Annotated in this window: 14 protein-coding genes; 5 read left to right on the top strand and 9 right to left on the bottom strand. The window is 43.1% G+C overall.

The genetic code is table 11. The annotated features are described in order from the left end of the window. Positions 1–46: 46 nt before the first annotated feature. From AB5Z01_RS01245 to AB5Z01_RS01255, 3 genes are all read right to left on the bottom strand, one after another. A complete protein-coding gene (locus tag AB5Z01_RS01245) occupies positions 47–1636 on the bottom strand; it encodes an N-6 DNA methylase (protein WP_195220364.1) in 1590 nt (529 codons plus the stop codon). 56 nt (positions 1637–1692) lie between these two features. Then, positions 1693–2583, bottom strand: coding sequence for a hypothetical protein (locus AB5Z01_RS01250; RefSeq protein ID WP_195220366.1), 891 nt, complete (start codon positions 2581–2583; stop codon positions 1693–1695). Positions 2584–2733: 150 nt separating this feature from the next. Beyond that, a complete protein-coding gene (locus AB5Z01_RS01255; protein WP_022287494.1) occupies positions 2734–3753 on the bottom strand; it encodes a hypothetical protein in 1020 nt (339 codons plus the stop codon). A gap of 276 nt (positions 3754–4029) precedes the next feature. Between AB5Z01_RS01255 and AB5Z01_RS01260 the strand changes: the two genes are divergently transcribed. The 5 genes from AB5Z01_RS01260 to xerC all read left to right on the top strand — a co-directional run bounded on the left by AB5Z01_RS01260 (position 4030) and on the right by xerC (position 9316). Continuing rightward, positions 4030–5490: a YfjI family protein gene (locus tag AB5Z01_RS01260; RefSeq protein WP_022287495.1), complete on the top strand. Its 1461-nt coding sequence runs from the start codon at positions 4030–4032 to the stop codon at positions 5488–5490. A gap of 108 nt (positions 5491–5598) precedes the next feature. Beyond that, positions 5599–5895 carry a helix-turn-helix domain-containing protein gene (locus tag AB5Z01_RS01265; protein WP_022287496.1) on the top strand — a complete coding sequence of 99 codons (297 nt, stop codon included), beginning with the start codon at positions 5599–5601 and terminating at the stop codon, positions 5893–5895. Next, positions 5892–6464: a CHC2 zinc finger domain-containing protein gene (locus tag AB5Z01_RS01270; protein ID WP_022287497.1), complete on the top strand. Its 573-nt coding sequence runs from the start codon at positions 5892–5894 to the stop codon at positions 6462–6464. Before AB5Z01_RS01265 ends, AB5Z01_RS01270 begins: the two co-directional genes overlap by 4 nt. A gap of 409 nt (positions 6465–6873) precedes the next feature. Then, the gene (locus tag AB5Z01_RS01275) at positions 6874–8070 is read left to right on the top strand and encodes a plasmid recombination protein (RefSeq protein ID WP_332008368.1); all 1197 of its coding nucleotides are present in this window, start codon (positions 6874–6876) and stop codon (positions 8068–8070) included. Positions 8071–8179: 109 nt separating this feature from the next. Continuing rightward, on the top strand, positions 8180–9316 hold the full coding sequence (xerC, locus tag AB5Z01_RS01280) for a site-specific integrase (protein ID WP_332008369.1): 1137 nt from the start codon (positions 8180–8182) through the stop codon (positions 9314–9316). Between the two features lie 265 nt (positions 9317–9581). On the opposite strand, the gene AB5Z01_RS01285 is transcribed toward xerC, so the two are convergent. The 6 genes from AB5Z01_RS01285 to AB5Z01_RS01310 form a co-directional block, all read right to left on the bottom strand. After that, positions 9582–10793 (bottom strand): tyrosine-type recombinase/integrase, encoded by a 1212-nt coding sequence (locus AB5Z01_RS01285; RefSeq protein ID WP_368365218.1) that lies wholly within the window; start codon positions 10791–10793, stop codon positions 9582–9584. A gap of 147 nt (positions 10794–10940) precedes the next feature. Next, positions 10941–12158 (bottom strand): site-specific integrase, encoded by a 1218-nt coding sequence (locus AB5Z01_RS01290; RefSeq protein ID WP_044926716.1) that lies wholly within the window; start codon positions 12156–12158, stop codon positions 10941–10943. 84 nt (positions 12159–12242) lie between these two features. Next, positions 12243–12473 (bottom strand): helix-turn-helix domain-containing protein, encoded by a 231-nt coding sequence (locus AB5Z01_RS01295; RefSeq protein WP_009321998.1) that lies wholly within the window; start codon positions 12471–12473, stop codon positions 12243–12245. Positions 12474–13024: 551 nt separating this feature from the next. Beyond that, complete coding sequence (locus AB5Z01_RS01300; protein WP_368365219.1) at positions 13025–13438, bottom strand: sigma-70 family RNA polymerase sigma factor; 414 nt, start codon at positions 13436–13438, stop codon at positions 13025–13027. A gap of 583 nt (positions 13439–14021) precedes the next feature. After that, positions 14022–16532, bottom strand: a complete 2511-nt coding sequence (locus AB5Z01_RS01305; RefSeq protein ID WP_005335788.1) for an ABC transporter permease — start codon at positions 16530–16532, stop codon at positions 14022–14024. 15 nt (positions 16533–16547) lie between these two features. Further along, positions 16548–17213, bottom strand: a complete 666-nt coding sequence (locus AB5Z01_RS01310; protein ID WP_005335790.1) for an ABC transporter ATP-binding protein — start codon at positions 17211–17213, stop codon at positions 16548–16550. Positions 17214–17247 lie beyond the last annotated feature (34 nt).

Below are 17247 nucleotides of genomic sequence, written 5' to 3' on the forward strand. Positions count from 1 at the left end.
TAACAAATATCATTAATTCAGGTTCGATTATCACTGGATCAAATATTTATTTTGCTTGTTTATGACTTGAAACTAAGTAAATGCTCGTTATCATAGAATCAATTTTATCTTCCATTTGTTTGATAGTCTTATCATCTATATTTTCTGATAATTCTACAATTCTGTCAACCGTTTCGCTAATTTCATCTAATAACATCGAAGATGGCTCAATATAAGGGATAAGCTTTATATAATTAGCAGAGTTGTTAGCAGTTGGATTGATGATATGTATAATCTGATTGATTATATCAGAGTTCATTAATGCCAATATATAATTAAGCTTTGTTTTGTCTTTAGGGAATATCCCTACGATTGATTGATCAAATACTCGGTTCTGCATCAAAAAAGCCTTAATTCTACTTGACTTAACCATAGGAATTCCGATACCCGTCTTAAAATAATACTCGGAATTCTGGAATCGAGCTTTTTTATCAGCTTTATAAAAGGAGACAGTTTCGCTGTCCCAGCGCACATACCAATCCTCACGACTACGAATATATCGTTTATCAGATGCACTTTTTATAAATGGAATATATGCTTCGGATAGGTCTGATGCTCCATCAGTAGAAGAATTATCTACAATCATACTTGGATCTATAACCTCATAGTTTTTTGCACCTTTTACAGCATTTGATGCAGCTTTAATGAATTTAGTATTATTTCCTGTATAGAAACCTGTTACTACATCTGCAACATCTCCAAGATTGACTGTGGTTTCCCTTAATAAAGAAACTATTTGATTATCAGCGAAAACAAATCTATGTTGAGGATTAGATAAGACCTCACTTTGTTTAAGATTAAACTGCTCTATGTAAGCTGGCAATGTATCATTTGCGATTAACTGACGAAATTCCTCGGATTTTTTAAATCCTCTATATATCTTTACTGAATTGTTGATTGCGTCTTGCATTTCGCTTCGTTCTAAAGTAATGATACATAAATTAGAGTATCCAAAACTAATGCCAGGGAAAAACTTTGACGGAAAAATAATGATTTCCTCAATTTTCGTTTTCTTCAATAAAAGCTCACGAAGCTTTGTGTGCATATTAACATACAAAAACGTATCAGGGATAATAAAAGATAATCTTCCGTTTAGTTTTAATACAGATATGCACCTCAATAAAAACAAAGAATAGGTTTCTTTGACGTACTGTCCGACATATTTCTTTTTTAATTGATCACGTCGTTCATAATCCTGCCAAGCACCATACGGCGGATTGCCTATAACGCCAGTATAATATCCACCTGTAGAGTTGAAAAAATCTAACTGTTCATCCAACAATGTGTCCGTTTGCTTTAACCATAATTGCGATATGTCATATTTATCGAGTTGAGGATCGAATAGCGTATCAGTTTTACGAACATCAACATCAGGATTATCATCATACTTTTTTTGCAAAACTGAAATAGCATCATCATTGATATCTAAAGCATCAATGTGAACTTGCTTCTTGGCGTTAAGTATCTCATCTATGAATATACCCTCTCCGGCTGATGGTTCTAAAATAATATCACCATCATGTATCCCTAATCGCGAAGACATATAAAATGTAATATCTTCTGAATTGGTATAAAACGAACAAAACTGATCTTTCATATTTATATCCCTCACTTGTTATACTTAAGCCTTGACTTAAGTATAACACATTAGGCTTACCATGTCAAGTAGCGCAAAAGATCATTTTTCTCAAGATGCTCCCTTAATTCACTGCTTATATCATTTTCCCAATCGACGTTATTATCAAGCCATTCACGCATATCAAAACCTGTGAATCGTTTCATTGCAGCGTAGCCATCGTTTGCACAGTATACATCCCAATAGGGAGAGTTTTTCAAAGTCTGAAGATAGTGATTATTATCATCTTCTGGTTGTCTTACAAACAATATCGTTTTTTCAATTTCTCCAAGTGAATTATAGATACTTGCAACAAGTAACAAGCGGTTTGTATTGCCTTTTTCATTTGAACTAAACCCGCTTTTGAAATCACAGTTGTAATGAATGCCATCTTGTTCAAAATGGAGATCAAGCCCGAGTTTGATTCCACCACTATCAACCATTGTCCACGGGATTGCATAGTGACGCTTTAATTCGTCTTTTGTTTCTTGATCTAGCTTTAAACTATCAATATAATTCGTAGCATCCTTCTTTATGGTATCCTGAACTTTATTGAAATCAGGTGGAGAGATAATTGTCAGTTTTTTTATTGGATATTCGAAAGGCAGTTTGCAGAACGGCTCCCATAACTCACCAATACGTCGTGCAAAAGCCATGTATTCATAAGGCCATACTGAATTTCTTGCATCAAGCATCACTATATAAGAAGCATATGTTATAATAAGGATTTCATCAAGTAACTCAGACTGGGTTAATTCATTTGAATGTGCTTTCAAGGAGCGAATTGAATTATCACGTATATCATTTATAAACTGATTGATTGCACTTGCTTGATCTTTATAGTTTTTATATCTGGAACAAATCTTTTCTTTTTCAGTAGCAACTTGCTGAGTAAAGAAAGCTATCCACTTTGATTTATCTTGTTTCATTCTCCTATACCTCCACAATCATAACAAGCGATACCTAGCGTAGAATCGCTATTTGTATTATTATAACATGGTATAGAATCTAAGTCAATATTTGTTATAAAATGTTTTTTGATATCAATATTTTAACTTTGAACCCACCGGAGTCAAAGTTCACCTCTTCTTCCCAAACCTCTCAACAAGCTCTTCTGCAATAGCCTTTATCTCCGTCTTATACTTAGCACTGAGTTTTTCAAGCTCCTTGGTCGGCAGACCGTTGCGTATCAGGCGTTTTTTGAGCTTGTCCATATCTTCCATACGTTCCTGCTTCGCCTGTATAAACTCGTCAAACTCGGCAGGGTGATACTTCTCAACACCTGCTTCAACGAGAACCTTCTTATATCTGCGGACATAAGCATCATAATCTCGCTTCACGGCTGAGTATGCCTTTGTATTTTCCTTGTATATGGCTTCCTTCTGCTGTTTCTGTGCTTCGATGCACTCGGCGGAGTGACAGCAGACTTCTCTTTCCGTTCCGAGAAACAGCTTATGACAGAAACCGCACTCGCAGACAATCCACTTGTTATGATGAACGAGCTGCCCGATCTCTGCAAGGATGGTAAGCAGGCAATTGTCGCTTTCACGGAACACATTGAATGTATAATCATCGGCAGCAACTATCGTTCTTCCGGACTGTATCATAAAATGCTCCATAGTAGACTTATGGCTGAAATACGCATCACTGCACATCAGGGCGAACTGCGTATCCATGAACTCCATTAGCTTTCGGGAAACTTCGTCCTGTATCTTTCTTCTGTTGAGCTTGGCGATAACAACGTCATTCGGTTTCAGTAGGACGTGCCTCTCCTTGTCATAGAACTCAATAACAGAGCTGACATATCCTCTGAAAAAGATATTCTCCCCATATTCAGCTATAAACCTTGCTATCATATCATCGGTGCTGACTTCAATGCTCTTGTCAATACGCAAGGCGCTGTTGAGCCTGTCCTTGAAAGCGTCATAAGGCTCGGTATGTTCGCAGAACACTTTATGCTGATTCATCAGCTCATCAAAAGTGTACATTCTTGTATTCAAAACTACGCCGTGTAAGCTTTCATCAGTATCATTAACAGACTGTGCGATATTTATCGTGCGGTCTGTTTCGTTTATACGGTAAATTGTCGTAGTTCCCATACGCTCTCCTCGCTTTCGGTATCTTCTGATATTATAACATATCACACGCAAAATGTCAATTATAATGCGTATTATAGCGTAATATACAGCGTATTCAAAAATATTATACGTATTCTTTTGCGTAAATACGCAATACACGCACAGGACCTCCGAAAGAAATGTTACAATGGTCATGTCAGCAGGCGACGGTCGGCTGACAGCGGTATTGCATACAAGATGCTGACCGATATACATATAAATTCGCTTTTATAAATACATCTGAAAGGAAGATGATAGTTGAACAACGAAACAACGTGGGTTCAGCCCATACCACTCCGTCCCGACGGGACAAACCTCCTGCCGTTCCCTGTGAACGCACTTCCATCTATTATAGGTGATATGGCAGACGCAATAGCGACTACCACATCAACGGACGTTGCTATGGCAGGCACTTCAATACTCTCGGCGGTGAGCTACTGCTTTTCGGGCGTGTACCGTATGTCGGCCAAGCGTGACCATACTGAGCCGCTGGTACTCGACACCCTGACGATAGCAGAGCCGAGCTTCAAGAAGTCTCCTGTTATCTCTCTTATCAAGCGACCGTATATACAGTTCGCTCACGACTGGAACGAGCATAACAAGCAGGACATCTTCACGGCGCAGGCAGAATACAAGCTGTTAGAGAGCAAGCTCGAAGCACTTGAAAAGAAGAAAGACGTTACCGCCGAGGAGATTGCCAAGCTGCAAACAGACCTTAGCAATATGTCTCCGAGCAACTTCCGCAGGATAGCTGTTGACGATGTTACGCCCGAATCTCTTGTAAATCTGCTTGAAGAAAACGGCACACTCCTGATGATATCCGATGAATCAGGAATGCTCGGTAATTTCAGCGGACGTTATAGCAACAATATACCGAACCTTGATCTCCTGCTGAAATCGTGGAATGGTGAAACGTATATCAGCGACAGAGCGACCAGGGCGAGTATAGTGCTGAAAAAGCCGTACATGAGCATCTGTCTTGCGTGTCAGCCCTATATGTTCGATAGCATGATAAATAATCCTGTGTTTCGTGGCAGCGGACTGATAGCACGTTTTCTGTATTGTTTCCCCGTAAGCAATATCGGCTATCGTAAATATGATACGCAGGCTGTTCCTGAAGCCGTTGCTGAGAATTACAAGCGGCTGATATACAAGCTCCTCGGTAAGAAGTTCGCCTATAATGACGAGAAAGAGCTGTATCTCCATTTCGACGAAAAGACATACGGTGAGTTCGTAGATTACTACAACAGGCGTATTGAGCCGATGCTCCTCACGGATATGGCATTCTGCAAAGACTGGGGCGGTAAGTATCACGGCGAACTGCTCCGCCTGTGCGGTATCATTCACTGTATCAAGTGTGCTTTGAATGGTGTTGAGCCAGCAGAGAACCTTGTCACGCTTGATACGTTCTGTAACGCTATCGAGATCGGTGAGTATTTCCGTGAACAGGCGATATATGCGTACAGTCTCGGTGACGTTGACCACGGAACGATAAAGGCAGAACGTGTGATAAACAAGATACGCTCCAAGCACATCACAAATATCAGGCAGAATGACCTGTACAAGCTGTGCAGATGCACACTATTTAAGAACGCCGCCGACTTTGCTGAGACAATGGATATGCTGGAGGAATACAGGTATATCGTCCGCAACATAAGCAAGGGCACAAACAACAAAACGATAACAGATGTTATCATCAACCCGAACATTTACAGATGATGACCCTGAACTTTCCGCATTTTGCACACTTTGAAACTGCAAAATGCTCAAAATGTTCAAAGTTCATAAAACACAAAACTCTTAGATAGAAAGATGAGGATTTTAATTATGACAAACGAAAGAAAAGAACAGCTTCTCGACCAGATACTTGAACTCATGACCGCTGTCGCTTACGACAGAGAGCCTAATGAGGGCGCAGTCCCCGAAACAACCAAAGCTCCTGCACCTGAAAAGGTGAAGATGCTGACCGTCAAGGAATGTACCGAGCTTATTGGCGGGCTTTCCGAACACACTGTCCGTATGCTTGTAGCTCAGAACAAGATCAAGTATATCCGCACAGGCGAAGGTGTTCGTGGAAAGATACTTGTCAACAAGGCTGACCTGCTTAACTATTTCCAGAATTGACGGTATTCGAGCAAGTAAAATCTGCTATTGATATGAGAACGGTAGCGGAGGGATATGGTCTTGAAATATCCCGTGGTGGTATGGCACTTTGCCCGTTTCATAACGAGCGTACTCCCTCTGCAAAAATTTATCCCGATGCTCTTCATTGCTTCGGCTGCGGAACGCACGTTGACGTTATCGGTTTCACGCAGAAAATGTTCGGATTGGACAAGCCTATTGATGCTGTGAAAAAGCTCAACGATGATTACGCTCTGCATATCGAAATCGGTAAAGCTCCGACTGCGGAAAAAGTGTCCGAATATCAGAAGCGAGTCCGAGAAAAACGAGCCTATGAAGAATGGGAGAAGTCAGCGTGGCGAACACTCAATGATTATCTGTGGCGGATGCGTGAATGGAGAGAATTTGCTCCTGCTTCTCCCAATGAAGAATGTGACGAGCGTTTTGTATATTCCTTGCATCATCTGGACTACGCAGGGTACCTTTGTTTTGAGTTCATAAACTGCAACAAAGCTGGTCGGCTTTCCATGAAAAATATCGTTGCTGAGATAGCAGATTTTCAGAAAAAATGAGAGCTGATTTTTCAAAATTGTAATGCGGATTTCCGAAGTTCTCACGGGTACGATTCAGAATAACCGTACCCACAATTTCGGCTGCTCCGCCAGCCGATAAGAGCCTCGCAGAGCCCCGGCATTTTTGATAGTCGTGTAGGCGGCTGTCAAAAGTGCTTTGGGGTTACTGGCGGCGCACCGCAAGTAAAATCCGGTGCTTCGCACCGTTTGGGTTGCCGATCTCCGTATCGTTGCAATCCAATTTGACCATCAGGGCTATATGGAGCATAAGCTCCGTCTTATGCGAAATTCTTCAAAGCCCGACAGGGCGTAAATGTTCTTAGTAGCACAAGCTCTGTCTTGTGCGTAATTCTTCAAGCCCGTCATGGCTTACATGATGAAAAAAATTTTATGAAAGAGAGACTATAACATGAGTACAAAATCTATCTCGATGTGCGAGGGTAAAGGCAGCCTTTCACATAACAACAGAGAGTTCTCTGCCAAGAATATCGACAGCTCCAGAACACTGAACAATGTTGTGTTCGTTCAGCAGGCTCTGAGTGATGCTTATCATCAGCTTTTCGATGAAGCGGTTGAGAGATACAACGCTAATCAGAAAAGAAAGGATCGTAAGATCGGTAACTACTTTGAACACCTGTTCAATCGCCTGCCGAGCAAAAGTGTTATTACAGGCACGAACAAGCAAAAAAGCTTCTACGAACATCTCGTTTATATCGGAACAAGAAAAGACACTGGCGTCGGCACTCCTGATGCCGAGATAACGACTGAATGTCTGCGTGAATATATGGAGGGATTTCAGGCGAGAAATCCTAACTTCTATGTGTTCAATGCGGTGCTGCATCTTGATGAATCAACTCCGCACCTGCACATCAATTATATCCCCGTAGGTCACTTCACTCGTGGACTTGAAGTCCGCAATGCGAAGAACAAAGCAATGGAGGAAATGGGCTTCGGAAATGATGCGAAAGCGAATGACCGTTGGAGACACAATGAGTGGGATATTTTAAAGAATATCTGCAATGCTCACGGCATTGAAATTTCCGAACCGAAGAAGTCCAGGGGTTACAGTTATAAGGTCGAGGAGTACGGCGAACATCAGGACAAGATAAATGCTCTCAATGCTGAGATCGAAAGACTCACCGCCGAGCGTGATGAGACAGTTGCCGAGTTTGAGAAACTGGCAAAGAAAAAGGTGAACATAGGTGAGATCGAAAGCATCGAAGCCAAGGAGTCCGTATTTAGCAAAAAGGTCACACTTTCCAAAGAGGACTATGACAAGCTCAGCGACGCCGCTAAGAAGTATGTTGCTATGGAGAAGAACATCAAAAAGCTCAAAAAAGAACGTGACACTGCCGTGCAGGAACTTGGGGCTGTGATGCAGAAGTTTGAAGCGGTGTCCTCGGAGCTTTCGGAGTACAAGAAGAAAGAGGAGAACGCTCATTACCTTAGCCGTAAGAAGCTGAACGCCGAAGCACAGCGCATCAAGCGTGAAGATCAGCTATCCCGTGATCTACAGAAAGCAAGGGCGTTCATATGCGCTTGTGGACTTGCGGAGGATTTTGCCCGGTATAAGTTTAACAAAACAAGAAATGCAGAGTTAGAATAAAAGAAAAAAAGCTACGGCATATCTCCGAAAGCACTTGACAAAGATAGAATAGTGCGCTACAATGCTAAATACAGAGATATGCCGTAGTGTAAATTTAGGAGGATTTACATTGGCGAATATAACAAAACGCGGAAACACATTCCGCATCAGGGTGTTTGTCGGCTGCGATATGAACGGCAAACAGCTTGTAAAATCAACAACCTACACTCCGCCCGACGGAGTGACACCAAAGAAAGCCGAAAAGCTCGCCCAGGAGTACGCTTTCGAGTTCGAGAGACACTGCAAAGGTTACTCTCATCTGAACGAAAATATGCGTTTTTCCGAGCTTGCAGATTGGTATTTCACAAACTACGCTCCGCAGGAGCTGAAAGAAAGCACGATCTACACCTACAAGGGGCAGTACAAGAACCACATCGAGCCTGTTCTTGGCAACATCAAGGTAAAGGACATCAATGCTCCCAGGCTGACGCAGATAATGCAGTCCTATGACCTGAACCCTGCAACAGTTAAGAAACTGTACGTCATAGTGCAGAGCATCTTCCGCAGAGGAGCAGAGCAGGGCTTCATTCGTGACACTCCCTGCCGTAACGTGATACTGCCGAAACGTAAGAAAAGTCGTAAAAACAAGGCTTTAGAGGAAGACAAGCTCAAAAGGTTCATGGAATACCTCGAAAGTAAGCCGTGGTACGAGGACTTCAAGCGTATCATCAAGGTTCTGCTTTACACGGGTATGCGTTCGGGAGAGTGCCTTGGACTTGCTTGGGAGGATATCGACTTCGAGAACAACACTATCTCGATAAACCACACGTTGACCGACATAGGCGGAAAGCATGAACTGACTGATCCTAAGACTGAGAGCAGTATCCGCATCATCGGTATGGGGCAGGAGCTGAAAAAGGTACTTCTTGCACAGAAAGAGTATATCGAAAAGCTGAAATATGCCCTCGGTGATGACTTCGCTCACCCTGAAATGGTGTTCGTATCATCAAGAGGAAACTACCGTGACCGTAATTCAGTCTATCAGTCACTCAAACGCTTCACCAAAGGAACGGAGTTTGAGGATATGACTCTTCATCAGCTCCGTCATTGCAACGCTACAATGCTCTTAAACAGCGGTATCGACCTGAAAGTCGTGTCTGAGCATCTTGGTCACTGTGATGTGAACGTAACTGCTGACATCTACGCTGATGTTCTGCGTAAAACAAAAGCCCGAACTGCCGAACAGATTGAGCTGTGCCTTGCATAAAGGCAAATAAAAAAACCTCCCTGCGCGAACAAGGAGGTTTTGAATTGACCAAATGTTGACCAAAGAGTTTTTGACCACTCGCAAAGTGCGTAAATACGCAAGTTTTGAGGTATCTGATTATCTCTTTGAGAACTGTGGAGCACGTCTTGCGGCTTTGAGACCGTATTGCGCGAGTTTTTGAGCTGTTTTCCCTTGATACTCCGGGATTTTCCGGCTTTCTGCCTCTCAGTTATCCGGTGTGCGGACCATAAAAAACGGCATTTTTTCATTCAGCAATAGCCTGATGAAACGCACCATTTACTACCCCAAACAGCTCCTCTGGTTTATTGTACTTCACTTTTGCATAGATGTCCATAGTTGTTTTGCTGTTTTCGTGTCCGGCAAGGTATTGGACGGTCTTTGGATCAACACCAGCATAGAGAAGATTGGTAATGTAAGTGTGCCGCAGCTGATGCGGGGTTACATCAAAGTCCAGCGTATATCTGATTTTGGGTTGATTTTTCTTGGTCATGCCCAGCGTTGGGGTAACCGTGTATTTGATGCTCTGCCCATTCACATACTTATAATAGTTCCGGGGCTTAGTGGAGCGGACAACGACATACTGCCACACTCTTTGAAACTGCGAAGCAGCCAGCGGCTCCCCTTTGCTGTCAGCAATCACATAATCTGATATGGAATTTTCTTTCGTTTCTCTCAGACAATCCACCAAACACTTCGGTATCGGAATATCCCTTTTTGCCGCCGGAGTCTTTAGCACCGTAGAAATCACGGGTCTGTTATGCTCTGTACGCCATGCCCGCCTCACCGATAGATAAGGTGTATCCTCGTCCAGAAATACACAATCCCATTGCAGTGCAAGAATTTCTTCCCGACGCAGACCGGAATACAAACCGAGCATAATAAACAAATATGGAGGAAGTCCCTTGACTGTATCCAGAAGCACGGCTACCTGCTGATCTGTCAATGCCTCCTTCTTTTTTGTCGGTTTTCCGCCTTTACCGGATATTCCCGCACAGGGATTGTGTTCAAGAATTTGATTTCTCTCTGCCGCATAAAAAATGCACTTGAGTAGCATATTGACCTTATTGTATAAGCCTTCCGATTTCTTTGACAATGGAACAAGCGCCAGCCGAATATCGTCAGCAGTCACTTCTTCCATATACATCTCTCCCAGAGGTTTGATGATATAGTTTGTCATATCCCTCGTATAACCTCTGAGTGTAGACGCAGACACCTTTGCCGACTGCATCAGCAGCCACTTCTCGCCATACTCGGCTACTGTCGGATGCTGCCGGTGAAAGATAATTTCTTCCACCTGCTTCCGGGCCTCTAACTGCTTCTCATACAATTCTTCACAAGTTGCGGCATACAAACTCAACTCTTTGCCATCTGCATCCGTAATCCTGGTTCTGTAATACTGGATTCCTTTCAATGTAATGGTCCCGTACTTCGGGATCTGTGTTTTCTTTTTTGCCATCTTTGATCGTCCTTTCTTGATAATGTGTAGTCTCCGTATCTACACTCTCTTTTTATCAGAAAGCCCCGATTTAATCAAAGATACGGCTGAGGTAAAACAAAGAGCGAGACATCCTTGCCTCGCTCCTTCTTCATTTCCTATTTGTTATTACTGTGCTGCATCCCAGCTTGCAAACGCACAGTTCATTGATCTGACCAGCTCATCTGGTCTGTTGTACTTAACCTTTGCATAAATGTCCATGGTAATCTTGCTGCTTTCATGGCCTGCCAGGTATTGAACCGTTTTGGGATCTACCGATGCATGAATGAGATTGGTAATGTAAGTATGCCGCAGCTGATGGGGTGTTACTTCAAAGTCCAGACTGTAAACCACTTTTCCGTTATGAGCAGCCTTTTCTCCCAAGACAGGTGTGACAGTATGCTTTACTCTTTTTCCATCTTCATACCGATAATAGCTCCGCTCCTTGACCGTCCTCGTAACAATATACTGCCAAAGTCGCTTAAACTGCGTGTAGGACAGCGGTTCGCCATCCCGGTTTGAAACCACGTACTCCGAAGTCGAAGTTTCCTTTGCTGCTTTCAAACACTCAGCCAAGCAAACAGGAAGGGGGATATTTCTCTCCGCAGCCTTGGTTTTCAATTCATCCGAAATCACCGGTCTGTTGTGTTCTGTATGCCATGCCCGCCTTACCGTCAGATATGGAGTATCCGTATCCAGATATACTGAATCCCATTGCAGAGCAAGAATTTCTTCCCGGCGCAGACCCGCATACAAACCGATCATGACAAAGACATAAGGCGGCAAATCTCGGATAGCATCCAAAAGTCGCTCCACCTGTTCATCTGTCAAAGCCTGACGCTCCTCTTGAGGAACACCGCCACCTTTTGTTGTCAGATAAATCGTTGGGTTATGGTCAATGATCCTGCTTTCCATCGCTGCGCGAAAGATAGACTTGTAAAGGATCACCACAGATTTATAAACCGATGCAGATTTCTTGGAAACCGGAACAAGGGCAAGTTGAATATCATCCAGACTAACCTCTCCCATCCGTTTATCTCCCAATTCCGCTATAATATGCCGCCTGACCTTTGAGGTGTAATCCGTCAAGGTAGTGGCTCGTACATGAACCGACTGCATCAGCAGCCACTTTTCACAATACTCTGCAACTGTGGGCGTTTTCCGATGAAAAGTAGCATTCTCAATCTGTTCCAACGCAAGCGTTTCTTTGTTATATAGTTCTTCAGGTGTTTTTGCGTAGATAGCTACGAGCTTACCATTCGCGTCTTTGATTCTGGTCCTATAATATAGGACACCTCTTTTCATGACTGTGCCATATTGAGGAAGTATTATTTTTCTATTTGCCAATTCCTCCACCTCCTAAGAATAATCTCCAGCGCTGTACCTTTGTTTTATCAGACCTCTCTGATTCCATCAAGGATACGGACCGGCTCACGATCTTCCGCTTCGAGGTTTACGGTAAGTTGCGCTTCTCTCAACTGGTTTTGCTCTGTGCGTGCATTTTGCGATATACTCCTGGAGACCTGCCGCAGTAAAATACACACAGCCATTCTGAACATACTGCACATAAGAGATCAAGCCGTTGTTACGGGCGGCATCCAGCGTTGCTATGCTGATTCCTAAGATTTCAGCAGCTTCTTTTCGTGTAATGAGCTTTTCCATAGACTATATTCCCTCCAATCTGTCAAGGTTATCATCGTGCTTTCAAAATCACATGAATACGCTGGCAGCCGAAACTGCCAGCGCATGGTATCTGATTTTGAATAGAAAGCGGCCACCCAAAAGAGCAGTCGCTTCCTATTTCAATATGACTCAATTCTCGTCACATTTGCCACGCAACCCTGACGATGGGAACATAACAGGTCTCCGCTGGCGCGGTTGTCATAACTCCGCGGCGTCGTTTTACTCGTGCGCCGCAGGGTTCCCCCCAAGTCTTTGGCGGGCCGTGAGGAAGTATCTTTAAGCCCCCATGCAGTCATCGCGCCGAATCTGCCACAATCCGTTTTATGAAATCGTAGATCGCTCCGAAGCAGTTCTTTCATCACCTCCCTGACTGCTCCATCTTCGCGGCGTTTCATATTCGCTCGTACATGGGTTATGTACCTGTTGTGCTGTCTATTCGATTGTCAATGTACTGATGAAGGAGGAAAACTTGTCCTTCTTATTAACACTGACAAAAAAGGCAAAAAACAGGCGTATCAAATGAAATTTTATCAAAAATATTTTACAAGCTGCTTTAATCCACGGCGGATACTGTCTCGGACACGGCTTGGGTCTACACCTTCTACTTTGGCAATTTTATTTACCGTCATTCCCAGATAGTATCGGGCATAAATCCTCTTTGCCTGTTTCTCCGGCAGCTTCATCACAGCGGCATAGACCTGCTCCTGAAACTGTTTTTCCTCCAGAACCATCTCCGGTGTCTGCGGCTTCAACAACACCGCATTTTCAATGCCATTCTCGCAATCCAGAGAATACTGTGCTTTATAACGATACATCTTTCGCTCATACGCAGCCTCCGCACGTTCAGCTGCTCGAATAGTCTCCATTACTTCCTCTGTCACATCTACAAAAAAGTCTGTTGTATAAACATCAGGATAAAGTTCCCGAAGGTTAATTTTCTTCATTATGTACCTCCATTTCGATTCACGGGTGATTGACGGGTGAATCGAATGGAGGTGGAGACCGACACCGGCAGACAACCGGGTCATCTCCGAAAAAATGGCAACAAAAAACGCCAGATTTCCGTGGGGGAAAACTGGCGCGCCAAGAACAGCCATTATTATACCGAATTACATAGAACGATAATGCCGATACAATATTATACTTGCCCGGAGGAGGAGCAATGCTTTTTTTAACTGATGTAGATCATGTGAGCTTTGAAAAAGCAAACGGGACACGGTAAATTAACCTCCAATCGGCTACCGTGTCCCTGCAAGTCGTCATTGGTTTGTGCAATCGCAAAGAAACGGCGGCTCTGAAAATCAAAGCCGCCGTTTCAAATGGGCGTGTTGATAGGCTGCTGTACGACGGCTTTTTTTCTTTTGCCGTCGTGCGGCAGCTTGTTCCTTTTGCGCTTATCTTAACAAGCAATCCTCACAGAAATGTCACTGACACACGCTGTTTCGACAGAATAATGGGCTGAAATCTCACGAACCTGTGAGATTTGAAAAACCGGGAGAATAATCTCCCGGTTTTCATCGCAAATATTTAATTCTGCCGCAGTCTCTCTACAACGCTTTGCTTAACATTTTGCATGAAAGTTATGACGGGGGTTGCCAAGCAGACCAGCAAAACAATAGCTGCGACAACCAACAGAGAAATTACAGGATAGTGAAAAGCTGCATAAGGAACCATTCTTCTAAAGGCTGAGTATATTGGAATATATATCGCTGTTCCCAGTGTAGCAAGCAGTAGGAAAGAAATACTCCAATAATACACGCCTTCCCAAAGCAATACATTTCTAATTTGCTTTTTCGTCATTCCTATACTTTCAAGTGTTGCAAATTCATGTTTCCGAGTATTTACACTAACAACCATTGTGTTAATGAAATTCATAATTCCTATCAGCAAAAATACAGCGGACAACCCTGCGGCTATAATCCTTGAGGTCAGCAAATATCCGGCCATTTCTTGCTGCTTTTCATATCGTGACAGAATCGTAATGCCCGGTGACGAAGCAGTAATGGATTGAAGCTGCTCCATAATCCCTTTGTCATAACTGCTATCAATCGTGTCAAAAGCAATCCGAAAGATTTTGGTTTCTCCAGACAACTTCTCTATTGCTTGCTTACTGATATACAAATCAGGGGCAGTACCTCTCTCATTTCCTCGACCACTCTGAAAATCAGCGTCCAGAAAGCCAGTTGCCACTGTAAAGACCTGTTCCCCGGACTCACCGACAACGGTGATTGCTTGCCCTGGCTGAATCAATAGGTTTCCCTCATCATCCGTCATAGCGGACAAAACCACCAACTCTCCCTTTTCAAAGGCGGTTAAGTCAATAGGCTTATCAAGCGTTTTATTAAGTTCTTCGATATATCTGGAATCTATTCCGTAAACGCCGCTCCAAAAATTATCTGTATAGTTTTTTCGTGTTTCCGCATTTGAAAAATCAAGACCTGATACGCCATCCAAGGAATCAATATATTTCCCGAATACATTTTCGTCGTAAATGACATCCATAGTGGGCCACGGTGAAGCAGAATAAGTGACGCGCAGATTTTCAATTCCCTGCATTGTTTCAATTTGCTGCAACATTTCATCAGAGAGCAGGTTTCCTTCTTCGGAAATGCTGTAAGTCAATGCGAAATCACTTTCTCCCCATTGATTTACAAAATTGTCGGGACTTAGGCTTGATAGTAGACCAGCAGAAACCAAAAACAATATTAAGCCTAAAAATAAGGACGCAAAAGTAAGGAAAGCGCTTTTAGGGTTTCTAAAAATATTATCTCGTGCCATCCGAGATAATTTTGTTCTATGGCTCTTATGATCTCGGTAACTCCTTGTATTTGCCTCCGTATAGCGTGAAGCCGCAACAGGAGAAATACTTGCAGCTATTTTCGCTGGTTTCATGCTGCCGATGATTGCAGTAAAAAATGTGAAGATTGCGGCACCCGCAAAAATAATGGGGGAAAAGGACACTATCTCCCCAAGGTCTGTATCGCTTGAGTACATCATATTCATGGCAAACGGAACAAGTCCAAGCGAAACAATACCACCGACAATCAGGCCGCTGGGAATACCGATCACCGCCGTTCTGAATATTTGAGAACGCACGATCCGCTTGATTTGTCTTTTTGTCGTGCCTATCGTTTTAAGCTGTCCATAGAATTGTGTATCTCTTGAAATTGAGATATACAGAATGTTATAAATCAGCAAATAGCCGCTGATAATGATAAAGACGATAATAGCAGCCAGTGGAAGAACAATGGTGGTGGAATTGCTCTGAGCAATAGGTACAATTTCAAAGGACTGACTTTCTGTAAACGAAATCTTCCGTTTTAGTTTTTCACAGGATCGCAGGGCATTACTGTCATCAGAAAAAGAAATCATTGCGGTAGACACACTATCAAAGGGAAGCCCTGTTTGTGTTGCAAAAAGCTCCGAAACATAAGCGGCACCACGGTTGCCTGCACGTGAAGCCGAATAATCTGTATAATAGCCCGACAAAACAAATTCATCGGAGATATATTGATAATCTGTTCCGAGTTGATAGGAAAGGGAAATATTCATCCCTATCTGTGGATCATCAATCCCCATTGCACGCAAAGCCCATGTAGGGAGCATAATTTCATTTTTTGCTTGCGGATAATCTCCGTGTATATCCGAAATTGTTGGTACACGGTGTTCTTGCCATTCTGTTTCGTCTATCCAAGTAATACTCAGCAGGGCATCGTCCATTCCAGATGTATCAATGCTGCCCAATCTCTGACTGACACCAACTACGGATACCAAGCTGGATCGGCTCAATTCTTCATATTGTTCTTCTGAGAGACTTGTAATTGCCACATCCGCAGTCGTGCCCATCGCACGAATTTGCTGCATTTGATAGGTTTCAAAATAACTGCACCCCAAACTAAATACAGATGTAATCATAAAGGCGGTCAAGAATAATGCGATGGTAACGAAAACATTTCTCTGCTTATTAGCGCGGTAGCTTCTTTTGGCAAGACGATTGATTGTTGCCTGATTATTGTTCCCAAATAAAATATCATCCATCAATGTCACCCCCTGTCACTGTGCGATTTTTCCGTCCTCAATACGGATAATTCGGTCGGCAAGCTGGGCAATTTCATTGTTATGGGTAATCATTACAAGCGTTTGATGGAACTTCTGACTTGTAACTTTCAGCAAACCAAGAACATCACTACTTGTCCGGCTATCCAAATTGCCTGTCGGTTCATCTGCAAGTATAATAGCTGGTTTGGAAACAAGGGCGCGGGCAATCGCTACACGCTGCTGCTGGCCGCCGGACAGATTGTTAGGCATACTGTTCAGCTTCCCATCGAGAGCCAGCATTTTCACTACTTCATCCATAAACCGCTTGTCCACGGTATCACCATCCAGCTCCACCGGCAGGACAATATTTTCATAGACATTCAGCACAGGAACAAGATTGTAATTCTGAAAGATAAACCCGATGTTACGTCTGCGGAAGATGGTAAGCTGTTCATCCTTGAGTTTCGATAATTCTTTCCCTTTTACTTTAATACTGCCGGAAGTTGGCGTATCTAACCCGCCCATCATGTTCAGCAAAGTAGACTTACCGCTGCCGGAAGTACCAACAATGGCAACAAATTCACCTTCCTCAATGGATAGGGTCACGCCATCCAATGCTTTTGTAATGTTCGGTTCGGTGCCGTAATATTTCTTCAAATCTGTCGTTTGTAATATGTTCATATAGAACACCACCCTTTCTTTTTGATGGCTCTAT

This window comes from Ruminococcus sp. RTP21359st1_H3_RTP21359_211015, assembly GCF_040909065.1.
Taxonomy (GTDB): Bacteria; Bacillota; Clostridia; order Oscillospirales; family Ruminococcaceae; genus Hominimerdicola; species Hominimerdicola aceti.